We start from the raw sequence: 13,603 nt of genomic DNA on the forward strand, positions 1-13,603 counted from the left end.
AGTTTTGCGTGAACCGAGTTTGGGGCCGCTTCGCAGCCCAGCGGGAGCAAGCTCCCTCGCCACAGGTTATGCATCGGCGGCTCCTAGCAGGATTCGCCCGCTGGAGCAGGTCGCGGTGTCGTTGCGGTAGGCGAAATACAGCTTGCCGCGTTCGGGATCGAAACGCAGGTGTAGCTGGATTTCATCGCCCGGGCGCACCAGTTGCTGGAATTTCAGCACTTCCATGCCGGCAAATTTGCCGGGCAGGTTCAGCAGTTGCTGACCGAGTTTCAGAGCCCATTCGACTTGCACCACGCCGGGCAGCACCGGGGCCTTGGGGAAGTGACCGCTGAAGTAGGCCAGGTCCGGCGGAACACTCAATTGCAGGCTCCACTCGCCGTCGGTCTCGAGCTGTTCCAGCACTTCCGGAGCTTTCGGCCGTGGCGCCAGCAGCAGCGCTTCGATGTCGGCCTGCGGCAGCTTGCCCTGGCTGTTCAGCGGCAGTTGCCGCACCAGACGCCAGCGCCGGGGCAAGGCCAAGGCTTCGCAATGCTGGCTCAGGTGTTTGCGCAGGGCTTCGGTCAGGCTGCGACGGCCCTGTTCACGCAAGGCAAACAGGCCCGCGTCGCTGAGCACCAGCAAGGCCCCCAGCACCGCACGGTTTTCCTGAACCACGCCCAGGCGTGCTTCGGCGACCCAGTCGTGGGCGATCAGCGCCTGTTCCAGCATCGGCAGGGAGATACGCTTCTCTTCGAGTTTGACGATGCGGTCCAGCCGTCCGAGCAGTTCGAAACGCCCGTCTGCAGCGATGCGCGCGGCATCGGCGGTGTGCTCGACATGCCCGGCCGGCAGATAGGGCGAGGCGATCAGCAGGGCGCCGTCGCTGTCCTGACTCAGTTCAACCCCGGCGAAGGGCCGCCACAGGCTGGCGCCCTGACGCCAGGCGATGCCACCGGTTTCCGAGCTGCCGAGGATTTCCGTCGGCCATTTTTGCAGGCGTTGTTGCAGGCTCTGTGCTGCGTCTGCCGGTAACGCACCGCCGGAGGAAAACACCCGGCGCACGGCACTCAGGGCCGGCCAGTCGAGGTTGTCGCCCATGCGCTTGAGCAGCGCCGGGCTGGCGACCCAGGCGAAGGCCGGGTGTTCGCGGCTGGCGCGCTGCAGGTCTTCCGAGAATGCCAGTTGCTTGCGCCCGAACGGACGTCCGGCGCACAGCGGCCACAGCACCCGGAACAACAAACCGTAGATGTGCTGGGTGGCGACGCTGCCGATGACCCAGGCTTCACCGAGATCCGCGCCCCACAGTTGCTCCAGTGCCTCGACCTCGTTGGCCAGTTGGCGCAGGGTCTTGTCGATGCGCTTGGGTTCACCGCTGGAGCCGGAGGTGCACAGGCTCAGGCGGCACTGCTCGAGATCGAGTTCGGCGCCGGGCAAGGCAGGCTGCAGCAGATCGTTCAAGTGAGCGTCATCGGCATGATCGCTCAGCCACAGATCGACTTCACTCGACCAGCGCTGGCGGGTCTGCGCTTGCAGATCGGAGGGCAGCAGGACGCTGACGCCGGCGCGCCAGGCTCCGAGCAGGGCGATGGCGAGGTCGGCGGCATCTTCCAGATGTACCGCCATGCGCTGCACGCCGCGTGCCTGCAGGCCGGCGGCAACGCTCAGCGCCTGCTCGCGCAGTTGTGTGTGGTCGAGCGCCGGGGCGGCGCTGATCGCGCGCTCCGGCAGGGCCTTGAGCAACAGTTGCTCAAGTTTTATCCAGTTCATTTACGGCCTCTTACCCGTTGTCGTATCAGCCATTCAATGGCAAACATCAGGCCGATCAATCCGTAGGAGATCAGGCCGGTGTACAACATCCACCAATGCAGCGGCGCCCACAGGGTCAGGAGCGCGGCGCACAAACCGTTGCAGAAGAAAAACACGCTCCAGGCCACGGTGACCTGGCGGGTGTAGCGGATCGCCTCGGGCGGCAGGTGTGGCTCGCGCAGTCGCGCCAGACGCTCGACCATCGGCGGCCCGTATTTCAGGCTCAGGCTGAACAGCACCAGCATGAAGCCGCTGATCAGCACCGGATACCAGCGCAGTAACAGCGGACTGTCGAACAGCGCCAGCAGCAGGCAGAACACGATCGCCACGCAGGCCATCCAGCGGCTGCCGGGCTTGCGCTCGCCGGTCAGCGCGCGCGCCAGCCACAGGCCGCCCAGCAGCAGTCCGAACTGCCACGGGGCGAAGTGCTCCATGCCGAAATACACCGCAAAGGGGTACAGCAGCCCCGCCAACAGCAGGCCGAGGCCGATCAATCGGCTCATGCGGCCGGTTGAACCAGACGGTAGACCGCCTCGACCACGTCACCGACAGTGCGCACCGATTTGAATTCTTCGGCGGCGATTTTCTTGCCGGTCTGGCGTTTGATGTGATCGATCAGGTCGACCGCGTCGATGCTGTCGATTTCCAGATCCTGATACAGGTTGGACTCCAGGCTGATCCGCGCCGGATCCAGTTCGAACAGCTCGACCAAGGCATCGCGCAGGGTGTTGAAAATGTCGTCACGAGTTTGCATGGTCCGGTCTCAAGCTGCCTTTTTTGCCGTGACGAATGCCGCAAGGCTCGCCACGTTGGTGAAGTGGTTACGGGTGTCTTTGGCGTCGGCGTCGATCTTGATGCCGTACTTTTTCTGGATCGCCAGACCCAGTTCCAGTGCGTCGACGGAATCCAGGCCCAAGCCTTCGCCGAACAGCGTCTGTTCGTCACCGATGTCGTCGACGCTGATGTCTTCGAGGCCCAGGGCATCGATGATCAGCAGTTTGATGTCGCGCACCAGGCCAGGGTTATTCAGATCGCTCATCTTCGGCGAGCTCCTTAATGTAGTAAGAGTGCAAATAATCATTGAGCTTGCGCGAGGCCTGCGGTGCAGGGCCTTGCGTGGCGAAAGTCTGTGGATCTATATCGGCCCCGATACGAAAACTGAAGTGCACGCGGCGGTGAGGGATGCGATACCACGGTTCGGCCTTGGTCAGGGTGGTCGGATTGACCTTGATGACCACTGGCGTAAGGATTTTCGCACCGCGCAGGGCAATCGCCGCCGCCCCCCGATGAAAGGCCGGTGCCTGCCCCGGCTGAGTGCGCGTGCCCTCGGGGAAAATGATCAGGGTCTGGCCGTTTTGCAGGGATTCGGCCGCGGCATCGAGCATGTCCATGCTGCCGTCATTGCTGATGTATTCGGTGCTGCGCAGCGGGCCGCGGGTGAAGGGGTTTTCCCACAGGCTTTTCTTCACCACGCAATTGGCCTGACGCACCAGGCCGATCAGGAACACCACGTCGATCAGCGACGGGTGGTTGGCGATGATCATCTGCCCTGGCCGGCCGAGGCGTTCCGCCCCTTGAATGTCGTAGGTCAGGACCCCGGTGCGGGCCATGAACCGCACGAAAAACCAGAACAGCCGACTGACGGTTTGCCGCGCGCGCTGGCGATGCTTGAGCGCGTCTCCCGGCAAATAGCCGAGCAACGGGAACACCAGCAGGCGCAGGCACAGCCCGCCCAGCCCGAACAGAGCGAAACTGGCGGCGGTGGCCAGCAAGCGCCAGTAATAGGCGTCGCGGTTCTTCGCGGTCACGGGTTGCGTTGCCAGGTCCATACACGATTTTTCCAGGCATGTTGGCAATGGGATTGCTGGCCGAGCAGGGTGCGCAACAGATTGAGCGCGTGGGGCCATTGCGCTTTGGACAGTGCCTCCGGGCCGCTGTTCAGGGTCAGCCGCCAGTCGGTACCGGGAGTGAGCAGCAGGCCCAGCGCATAAGGGAACGGGACGTCGTCGATCCACTGCGAATAGGCCTGGGGCGGCTGCTCTTCGGTGATGATCAGCAGCACCGCCGGAGCGCCTTCGTCGAGCAGGGCAGCGGCTTCGAGGATGCCGTGTTCCAGGCCATCGCCCGCCGCCGCGAGGGCGGTCATTTCGCTGGTTTCGCCGCGCATGATCGACCACAGACCGATGATTGCGTTGTGCACCGACAGGCTGAACTGGGTCGGCGACAACGGCTCGTCCTTGGCCAGATCACTGAGGATCTCGAAGGTACGCGGGGTTTCGCCGTGTCGCGAAACAAACACCAGTGGCAGGTTCGCCCGTCCGTCGGCCAGCGGCCAGCCGACACTGAACGCCATGCGCGCCAGGCGGCTGAGCCGACGGCGCTGCATCGCCGGCAGAAACGACACATCGGGCGCGACATCGCTGCCCGGGAGCACGACCGGTTGTCGGCTCCAGGCCTGCCACGCGTCCACGCTGTCGAGCCCCGGGGCCCACGCGCGCCATTGGGCGATGTTGAAGTTGATCACGGAGTTCATCCCGCCCCTGCGGGCTTTTATGACGCTTTGAGTCGCCAAAGCCGCGGCTGACCTGACGTGGCGCTTGGCGCCGGGTGGCGCGCATTATCCCGGTGCGACGAGTGTGTAGCAAATGTTGGTTACGTTTTGCTCAACGAAATGTACTGAGTGGTTCGCGGAAAAACTGTCACTTGGCCATTATCCAGATCGTGAGCGATTTGTCTGTCGGGCAAATCAGCGCACAGGGGAGGTTTTTGCCCTCTGTTCCCGCTGATTTTTGCGCCTGACTCTGTAGTCCGCGTCGTTGAAGGTAGCGAAGCGCACGCACAGGCAACTACACTCGGTCATTCTTTGATACACGGAGGTTTTGTCATGCGGCGCGTGGTGTTCAATCAGAAAGGTGGCGTGGGCAAATCCAGCATTGCCTGCAATCTGGCGGCGGTGAGTGCCAGCGAGGGCTATCGCACGCTATTGGTCGACCTCGATGCCCAGGCCAACTCCACTCAGTATCTGACGGGGCTCACCGGGAATGACATACCGATGGGCATTGCCGACTTCTTCAAGCAGACCCTGTCTTCCGGGCCGTTCTCGAAGAAAAACCAGGCCGACATCTACGAAACCCCGTTCGACAACCTGCACATCATCACCGCCACCGCTGAACTGGCCGATCTGCAGCCCAAGCTTGAGGCCAAGCACAAGATCAACAAGCTGCGTAAGTTGCTGGATGAACTGGATGGCGAATACGACCGGATTTATCTCGACACCCCTCCCGCGCTGAACTTTTACGCGGTATCGGCACTGATTGCCGCTGATCGTGTGCTGATTCCCTTCGATTGCGACAGCTTCTCGCGTCAGGCGCTGTACGGCCTGCTGGCGGAAATCGAAGAGTTGAAGGAAGACCACAACGAAGGGCTGGAAGTCGAAGGCATCGTGGTCAATCAGTTCCAGGCCCGGGCCAGCCTGCCGCAGCAGATTCTTGATGAATTGATTGCCGAGGGCTTGCCGGTGCTGCCGGTGTACCTGAACAGCTCGGTGCGCATGCGCGAGTCGCACCAGGCCAGCACCCCGCTGATCCACCTCGACCCACGGCACAAACTGACGCAGCAGTTCGTTGAACTGCACAATCTGCTCGAAGACCACTGATTTTCCTGTGAGAGCGAGCCTGCTCGCGAAGAGGCCAGCACATTCAACATCTCTGTTGACTGAACGGGCGCATTCGCGAGCAGGCTCGCTCCCACATTGGGTCCTCTGGAGGGTCAGATGCCCTGGCTACGCAGCCACGCCATCAACTGCGGCAACGGAAATGCACCGCTCTGGCGTGCCACTTCCCGACCGTTCTTGAACAGAATCAGGCTCGGAATCGAACGAATCCCCAACTGCGCCGACAACTGTTGATTGGCCTCGCTGTCGAGCTTGGCCAACCGGCACTTGCCCGCCAACTGCGCCGCCGCCTGCTCGAACACCGGTGCAAACGACTTGCACGGCCCACACCAGTCCGCCCACACATCCACCAACAACGGCAGATCACCTTTGATCTGGCTGGCGTAGTCGCCTTGCTTGAGTTCGAACGGCTTGCTCAGCAGCACCGCGGATTTGCAGCGCCCGCACTTCGGCTGATCGCCCAGGCGTTCGGCGGGGATGCGGTTGAGGCCGTTGCAGGCGGGGCAGGGGATAAGGAGTGGTTCAGACATGATGGGCTCTCGGGCAGGAAGTCTATAAGACTGATCTGGAGGCAAAGTCGCGATTATCAAGGAATCGGTCTGTAGGTCATTACCATCGTCACTTAAGGAAAGGACCTACGCGCGTCGGTGCTGAATCTGATTATCTGTATTTGATCCAATTGGTAATCTTGAGCAGACCTGAACCAAATAACGCTTGGACTCCCATCCCTATGGCCTTCACAACGGGTAAACGTCTTTCGCTCTCACAGCTTTTAGAAGGATCTGAGTTTGTTAAAGACTTAAATGCCCGCGCGATTTACTCGCTTGCCGGGGACTTTGTTGGTTTCGAGAATGTTTGGCTGGATTCCGGTGCTGACCAAAATCCGGATTTCTTTCCTCGTCCGCTGCGTCGGCCAGAAAATGAAGAGGATTACGACGCCTTGGTTCAGGCCGTCGACGAGATCCTTCAGATAACCGGTGATGATGGCTCGCACCCACTCGCGAGCCTGCTGGACATCATCAGTGACTGGATTGAGGAGTGGGATCGCACGCATCATCCGGCGCCCAAACCACCAGGTCATGAAGTGTTGGGATATTTGATGCGTGAACATGGTTTGACCCAGAGCGATTTGCCCGGGGTCGGTACTCAGTCAGTTGTCTCGGAAGTCCTGAGCGGCAAGCGGCAGTTAAACTTGCGGCAGGTTCGCTGGCTGGCCGAGTTTTTCAAGCTTCCTGTAGACGTATTTGTCTAAGACGTCTCAGGAAGAACAACTGATCTCCAGATGCTTGCCCCACTCCGGCGGCCGCTCGGCATAACCCTCCATCCCCGGCTGTTCGTCGAACGGTTTGCTCAGCACCGCATGCAGCCGGCGCACCTCGGAGTAGTCGCCTTGTTCGGCGGCGTCGATGGCTTTTTGTGCCAGATAGTTGCGCAGGATGTACAGCGGATTGACCGCGTGCATCCGTGTGCGGCGTTGCTCCTGATTGCTGTCGCCATCGCGGGCAACCCGGGCCACGTAGCGCTCGCCCCAGGCATCGAAGCCTTTGATGTCGACGAAGTCATCGCGCAGGCGGGCGACGGCTTGCTCTGCGGACTGGTCGCCGAGGCGGCGGAAAAACAAGGTGTAGTCGACGCCGCTGTTCTGCATCAGTTGCAACAGGTCTTCGAGCAGTTTCTGGTCGTCGTCCTCGGCGCTGGTGAAGCCGAGGCGACGGCGCATCAGGTCGAGGTAGTGCGCCTGGAACAACGGCAGGTACAAACCGAGGGTTTCGCGCAGGGCTTCGACGCTGATGAACGGCGTCAGGGCCTGGGCCAGGGCGCTGAGGTTCCACTGGCCGATCGGCACCTGATTGCTGAACGAGTAGCGGCCCTGATCATCGGAGTGGTTGCAGATGAAGTTGGCGTCGAAATCGTCGAGGAAGGCGAACGGGCCGAAGTCGAAGGTGATGCCGAGGATCGACATGTTGTCGGTGTTCATCACGCCGTGACAGAAGCCGTAGGCCTGCCACTTGGCGATCAGTTCGGCATTGCGCTCGACGATCTCGCGGAACATCGCCAGATACGGCTCCGGCTGCTCCAGGCATTCGGGATAGTGCATCGCCAGTACGTGCTCACCGAGCTGTTTCTGCTGCTCGGGACGCTTGGTGTAGTAGAAGTATTCGAAGTGGCCGAAGCGCACATGGCTCGGCGCGAGACGCAGCACCATCGCCGCGCGCTCCTGCTTTTCACGCCACACCGGAGTATCGGAGCCAATCACGCAGGCCGCACGCGAAGACGGTATGTTCAGCGCGTGCAGCGCCTCGGAGGCAAGGAATTCGCGGATCGACGAACGCAATACCGCGCGGCCATCGCCCATGCGCGAAAACGGCGTCTGCCCGGCGCCCTTCAAATGCAGGTCCCAGTGCTCGCCAGCGTTGTTGTAAACCTCGCCCAGCAGTAAGCCGCGACCATCGCCCAGTTGCGGCGTGTAGCCACCGAACTGGTGCCCGGAATAGACCATCGCTCGTGGCTCGGCATCCGCCCATAACTTGTGGCCGCCGAACAGTTCGGCGAATTCCTGAGTGTCAGCCGTCGTCGGCTCGAGATCGAGCAAGGCCAGGGCCGCCGGGCTGGCGACGACCAGACGCGGGTTGTCGATCGGTTCGGGCAGCACGTGGGCGGAGAACGCGTCGCCCAGGCGAGCGAAGCGATTGTCGAAGGTCAGTTCGTCGAGGGCTTTCAAGGGCCGGCTCCAGCAGAATGTCCGAGCATTCTGCTGGGATTAGACCGGTTAGTCGAGTTTGGCCGGCGGCGGCTCTTGCAGCGGCTTTTGCTCGCCGCTGATCGGCACGATGGTTTTGCTGTCGTCCTCGACCGGCACCAACTTGTATTCCTGGCCGTGAAGGTTCTTCAGGTACACCTCCATCTGGCGGAACGAGATGTTGATGTGCTGCTTCTTGAACTCGCGGTTGATGAAGCGGTTCACTTCGTCGATCACCGGGTTGCGGTCACCGAGGTCGCGCACGTGCATGCGCAATTCGTGGTCGAGGGTGCTTTCGCCGAAGTTGAGGAAGTACACGTGCGGCTCGGGTTCCTTGAGGACGCGCGGGTTTTCCCGAGCGGCCTTGAGCAGCAGTTCCTTGACCAGATCCAGATCGGAGCCGTAGTCCACGCCGAGTTTCAGGGTGACCCGGGTGATGGTGTCGGTCAGCGACCAGTTGATCAGTTGCCCGGTGATGAACGTCTTGTTCGGGACAATGATGTCCTTGCGGTCGAAGTCGGTGATGGTCGTGGCGCGGATGCGGATCTTGCTCACCGTGCCGGACAGGTTGCCGATGGTAATGGTGTCGCCGATCCGCACCGGGCGTTCGAACAGGATCATGATGCCGGAGATGAAGTTCGCGAAGATCTCCTGCATACCGAAACCGAGGCCGACCGACAGCGCCGCCACCAGCCACTGCAACTTGTCCCAACTGACGCCGAGGGTCGACAGCGTGGAGACAAAACCGACGCCGGCGATCACGTAAGACAGCAGCGTCGTGGTCGCATAGGCGCTGCCCTGCGCCAGATTGAGTTTCGACAGCACTAATACTTCGAGCAGACCCGGCAAGTTGCGCGCCAGCGCGAAGGTGATGCCGATGATGATCAGCGCACCGAGCATGTCGCCGATGCTGATCGGCACCATGCTCATATTGGCGCCGGTGCCGCTGGTGTATTCGTAGAGGGTGATGTTGTCGAGGTACGAGAACACCGAGATCAGGTCGGCCCAGACCCAGTACAGCGCGGCGATGAAGCCGCCGAGCAGCGCCAGACGGATCAGACGCAGCGACTGTTCGTTGACCTTTTCGATGTCCAGGGTCGGCTCTTCGATCACCGCTTCGCCGTCGCCGGCCTCTTTCGCGGCCTGGCGTTTGGCCAGGGCGCGCTGGTAAGCCAGACGGCGTGCGGCAACCGCCAGACCACGCACGAACGTGGCTTCGATCACCAGCCAGAACATCAGCAAGTACAGCGTGTTGATCAGTCGGTCGCTGAGTTTCAGCGCGGTGTAGTAGTAGCCGAAGCACACCGCGACGAACAGGGCGATCGGCAGCAGGGTGAACATGATGCCCACGGCCTTGCGGAACAGCGAAGCGTTCTCATGGGCCGGACTGCTGATCAACAGGCGGCTGAGTAGCCATGCCATCAGCGCATAGCAGGTCAGCACCACCGGCATGCCCAGTACGTCGTCTGCCAGCGCCGCCGGTTGCAGCTCGGCGACGGCCACGACGGCCACCAGTGCCATGACCACCAGACCCAGGCGACGTACCCAGCCTTGAAGGAATTCGACCTGCGGTTTTTCCCAGCGAAAGTGCAACTCGGCCACGCCGCCCGGCGCGAGAATCCGGTAGGCGGTGTAGAACACCAGCCACGCCTGGCCCATTTGCAGCAGCGCCGCGCCCATGTTGGCGTTTTGCCCGCGGGCGTCGATTTGCAGGGCCAGACCGCACAGGCCCAGACCCAGGGCTACCGGCATCGCCAGCAGAATGTTGATCAGGATCGCCTGCGGCGTGTGCCACTGGCTGTCGCGCTTGAAGTGACCGATGTCCTGGTGAACCTTGTTCAGCCGCGCATACAGATGTTTGCGCCGCCACAGCAGAGCACCGATCAGCAAGGCCAGGGGCAGGAACAGCAGTGGACGCTGGGTCAGACCGTCGGTCAGTTCGCTCAGGCTTGAGGCCCACGGCAGGGTGTCTACCTGACGTTGCAGACGCTCCGGCACGCCGCGCAGCCATTCGGCGTCCAGCGGCTTGTTGCTGGGAATCCAGAACATCTGCTCGTCAAGGGTCGCGCGCAGGCTTTGCGCGGTGCTCAGCAGTTGTTTCTGATTGAGCTGCAGGGTGATCGATTCGTTGAGCACCGCGCTCAGTTCGCGGTTCAGGCGCTCCAGCAGATCGGCGCGGGTATTGGCCAGATCCAGCAGGCTCCTGCGCAGCTGCGGGGTGACTTGCTCCGGCGGCTGGGTGGAGAGCAGATTGTCGACGTAGGTCGCCGGGTTGCTCAGCAGTTCGCGCTGCTGGCTGACTTCGAACTGATACAGGCGAATGTCGGCGATCTGGTCCGCCAGATCGCGGTCGACCTTGAGTCGTGGCAACGCCTGTTTCTGCTTGTAGAGAATCTTCGACAGCAACAGGCTGCCCTTGAGCACGTTGATCTGCTCGTCGAGGGCCGAGTCGCTCTGGGTCAGGCTGTCGAGTTGCTGTTTGGTCTGCAGGTTTTGCTGGGTGACTTCGTTGAGGCGGTCAGTGCTTTTGAGCAAGTAGTCCGAAAGCTTGAGGTTGGCCGCGCTTTCGCTGGCGAGCAGGCTGCTGCCGCCGGCCTTCTGCGCCTCGATCGATTGCTGGGTCACGGTTTCCTGCGACTGCGCCAGACGTTTCTGGTTGATCAGGGTCTGCAGTTCCTGGATCTCGCGGTCGAGACGGTCGGATTTCTCCGAGAGCAAATCGTGCTGGCTGTTGCCCAGATCCTGCAACTGGCTGTTGCCCGCCAGTTCCTGACGGCGCAGCGGGATCAGCGCGTTCAGCGCGGCCAGTTCGGCGTTCAACTGGTCGCGTTGTTCGGCGCTGACGGTCTTGCCGCTGTCCTTGCCGGACTTGAGGATGGTGTTGATCTGCTGGATGCGCGTCTGGCTGGCGGAGATTTCCGCCTGGGCGCGCTCGGGACGGGTCTGGGCGGTGATGATCAGGCTGTTGGCATCGGCCAGCGCTTTTTGCAGATCGCTTTGCTGGGTCGAGCGATCCGTGAGGATCTGCTCCAGCTGCGGGATCGACTCCCTGGGGAAACGCTGCGCCATCGGCACCACCGCCGTGGCCTTGAGGCGTGCCAGTTCGCGGGTGTTCTCGATGGTCTGCCGAGGGGCGGAGGCCAGTTGTTGCTTGAGGTCGATCAGCTTCTGGTCGTAGTCACGCCGGTTGTTGAGCTGATTGAGGGTGTTTTGCAGAACCGTCTGCAGGGTCTTTTTATCGGCATCCGGCAGTTTGCTGTCGGCCAGTTTGTCCAGGCTGGCCTGCACGGCTTCGCTGGACGGTGGTTCGGCGGCATACAGCGGGCCGACGGAAAGACTCAGGCCCAGCAGGGCCGCGAAAAAGAAAGAGCGCAGGGTAGGCATAGAGACCGGTCAAGCAAGTGATAGTGGACGCAGTTTAGAGGAAGAGACCGGGGCCCGGGCGACTTCCTTCGGGGAATCTGACGCCCACTTTGCCGATCTTGTTCCCGTCCATGACCGCAACCGTCCAGTGGGTGTTGTTCCACTCCACCTGGTCGCCAACGATCGGTGCACCACCGACCTTCTGGGCAATGAACGCACCCAGTGTCATGTCCGGATCGATGCCCTCGGCCGGCAACCCGTAAAGCGCTGCAACCGCTTTAAGCTGGGCGTCTCCTTCGAGTACGAAGTCACCGAAGAAGCGCAGATCCAGACCGCGTTGCGGCGCCTGGCTGAACAGTTTGCCGAGGGCCGGAAGGTTGTGTTCATGGCCGATCACACACAGCAAATCATCGACTTCCAGCACCGTACTACCCGACGGATGGAGCAGTTGCTGACCACGAAACAGGGCCGCGATGCGCGTACCTTCGGGCATTTTCAGTTCACGCAGGGGCGAACCGATGCACCATTTCTCGGCGCCGAGCTTGTAAACGAACAGCTCCCACTCGCTGGTGATGTGCACTTCCAGCGCTGAACGGGAGATCGGCGCAGGCTCCGGCGGTACCGTCACCTTGAGCAGTTTGGCCACCCACGGCAGGCTCGTGCCCTGCACCAGCAGCGACACCAGCACGATGAAGAACGCGAGGTTGAAGTACAGCTGCGCATTCGGCAGCCCGGCCATCAACGGGAACACCGCGAGAATGATCGGTACCGCGCCGCGCAGACCGACCCAGGAAATAAACGCTTTCTCGCGACCGTGGAACGCCTTGAACGGCAGCAGGCCGACCAGCACTGACAGCGGCCGGGCGAACAGAATCATCCACAGCGCCAGACCCAGCGCGGGCAGGGCGATGGGCAGCAAGTCATGCGGGGTGACCAGCAGCCCCAGCACGAGGAACATGCCGATCTGCGCCAGCCATGCCATGCCGTCGAGCATGTGCAGAATGCCGTGACGGCTGCGCACCGGGCGGTTGCCGATCACCAGACCGCACAGGTACACCGCGAGGAAACCGCTGCCGTGCAGGGCGTTGGTCAGGGCGAACACCACCAGACCGCCGGCGATCACCAGAATCGGGTACAGGCCGGTGGCGAGGTTGATCCGGTTGACCAGTTGCAGCATCAGCCAGCCGCCGCCCAGCCCGATCACGCCACCGATGCCGAACTCGCGCACCAGATGCCCGAGCAGGCTCCAGTGCAGGCCGGTCTGGCCGCTGGCGAGCATGTCGATCAGGGTCACGGTGAGGAACACCGCCATCGGGTCGTTGCTGCCGGATTCGATTTCCAGGCTGGCGGTCACCCGTTCGTTGAGGCCCTTGCCGCCGAGCAGCGAGAACACCGCGGCGGCGTCCGTGGAGCCGACGATGGCGCCGATCAGCAGGCCCTGAATCAGGTTCAGGTCGAACAGCCACGCGGCGGCCATGCCGGTCAGCCCGGTGGTGATCAACACCCCGACCGTCGCCAGCGACAGCGCCGGCCACAAGGCCACACGGAAACTCGAAACCCGGGTACGCAAGCCACCGTCGAGCAGGATCACCGCCAGTGCGAGGTTGCCGACCAGATAGGCCGTCGGGTAGTTATCGAAAATGATCCCGCCGCCATCGACCCCGGCGGTCATGCCGACCGCGAGGATGATCACCAGAATGGGGATGCCGAGACGGGAGGAAAGTGAGCTGACAAGAATGCTCGCACCTACCAGCAACGCGCCGATCAAGAACAGGCTGTTGATGGTCGTCGCATTCAAAGGCAGTACTCCAGAAGCGTAAAGACGGGCACAAACTGACCATGCAGTCTGCGTGCCAGCGATTCTAACCTGTTGAAATGTGATGCTGTCAAAAAGCTTTTTACGCTATGGGATTTGAGGTATGGGTTCGGCTGGGGATCGCTACCCTCACCCTAGCCCTCTCCCGGAGGGAGAGGGGACCGACCGCGGGGTTTGTTCAAGTTACACCGACCTGCAATATCGAGCCGAACTCAAAATCTGCAAA

General features: G+C 61.8%; 12 protein-coding genes. 2 read left to right on the forward strand and 10 right to left on the reverse strand.

Features of this window, described 5'->3' with window-relative positions; translation table 11 throughout:
• Positions 1–66: 66 nt before the first annotated feature.
• From AC27VU_RS17325 to AC27VU_RS17350, 6 genes are read right to left on the reverse strand one after another with little or no spacing between them, the layout of a single operon-like run.
• Complete coding sequence (locus tag AC27VU_RS17325; RefSeq protein ID WP_488724531.1) at positions 67–1,746, reverse strand: ApeI family dehydratase; 1,680 nt, start codon at positions 1,744–1,746, stop codon at positions 67–69.
• On the reverse strand, positions 1,743–2,288 hold the full coding sequence (locus AC27VU_RS17330; protein ID WP_007967286.1) for a COG4648 family protein: 546 nt from the start codon (positions 2,286–2,288) through the stop codon (positions 1,743–1,745). Before AC27VU_RS17330 ends, AC27VU_RS17325 begins: the two co-directional genes overlap by 4 nt.
• Positions 2,285–2,539 (reverse strand): acyl carrier protein, encoded by a 255-nt coding sequence (locus tag AC27VU_RS17335; protein WP_003220947.1) that lies wholly within the window; start codon positions 2,537–2,539, stop codon positions 2,285–2,287. Before AC27VU_RS17335 ends, AC27VU_RS17330 begins: the two co-directional genes overlap by 4 nt.
• Positions 2,540–2,548: 9 nt before the next feature.
• Positions 2,549–2,824 carry a phosphopantetheine-binding protein gene (locus AC27VU_RS17340; protein WP_003220949.1) on the reverse strand — a complete coding sequence of 92 codons (276 nt, stop codon included), beginning with the start codon at positions 2,822–2,824 and terminating at the stop codon, positions 2,549–2,551.
• Entirely contained in the window at positions 2,808–3,614 is an 807-nt protein-coding gene (locus tag AC27VU_RS17345) for a lysophospholipid acyltransferase family protein (protein ID WP_103521131.1), read from the reverse strand. The genes AC27VU_RS17340 and AC27VU_RS17345 overlap by 17 nt, the downstream gene beginning before the upstream one ends.
• Positions 3,590–4,318 carry a beta-ketoacyl synthase chain length factor gene (locus tag AC27VU_RS17350; protein ID WP_488724532.1) on the reverse strand — a complete coding sequence of 243 codons (729 nt, stop codon included), beginning with the start codon at positions 4,316–4,318 and terminating at the stop codon, positions 3,590–3,592. Before AC27VU_RS17350 ends, AC27VU_RS17345 begins: the two co-directional genes overlap by 25 nt.
• A gap of 351 nt (positions 4,319–4,669) precedes the next feature.
• On the opposite strand from AC27VU_RS17350, the gene AC27VU_RS17355 reads away from it, so the two are divergent.
• On the forward strand, positions 4,670–5,440 hold the full coding sequence (locus AC27VU_RS17355) for a ParA family protein (protein WP_003220955.1): 771 nt from the start codon (positions 4,670–4,672) through the stop codon (positions 5,438–5,440).
• 113 nt (positions 5,441–5,553) lie between these two features.
• Here the strand turns inward: AC27VU_RS17355 and trxC are convergent, their stop codons facing one another.
• Positions 5,554–5,988: a thioredoxin TrxC gene (gene trxC / locus AC27VU_RS17360; RefSeq protein ID WP_166495976.1), complete on the reverse strand. Its 435-nt coding sequence runs from the start codon at positions 5,986–5,988 to the stop codon at positions 5,554–5,556.
• 329 nt (positions 5,989–6,317) lie between these two features.
• On the opposite strand from trxC, the gene AC27VU_RS17365 reads away from it, so the two are divergent.
• On the forward strand, positions 6,318–6,710 hold the full coding sequence (locus AC27VU_RS17365) for a helix-turn-helix domain-containing protein (RefSeq protein ID WP_488724548.1): 393 nt from the start codon (positions 6,318–6,320) through the stop codon (positions 6,708–6,710).
• Between the two features lie 6 nt (positions 6,711–6,716).
• Here the strand turns inward: AC27VU_RS17365 and selO are convergent, their stop codons facing one another.
• From selO to AC27VU_RS17380, 3 genes are read right to left on the reverse strand one after another with little or no spacing between them, the layout of a single operon-like run.
• Positions 6,717–8,180, reverse strand: coding sequence for a protein adenylyltransferase SelO (gene selO / locus AC27VU_RS17370; RefSeq protein WP_262141287.1), 1,464 nt, complete (start codon positions 8,178–8,180; stop codon positions 6,717–6,719).
• 48 nt (positions 8,181–8,228) lie between these two features.
• Positions 8,229–11,582, reverse strand: coding sequence for a mechanosensitive channel MscK (gene mscK, locus AC27VU_RS17375; RefSeq protein WP_103485565.1), 3,354 nt, complete (start codon positions 11,580–11,582; stop codon positions 8,229–8,231).
• 34 nt (positions 11,583–11,616) lie between these two features.
• A complete protein-coding gene (locus tag AC27VU_RS17380; RefSeq protein WP_003220963.1) occupies positions 11,617–13,359 on the reverse strand; it encodes a potassium/proton antiporter in 1,743 nt (580 codons plus the stop codon).
• Positions 13,360–13,603: the final 244 nt, after the last annotated feature.

Source organism: Pseudomonas sp. 14P5.3.2 (assembly GCF_057799175.1).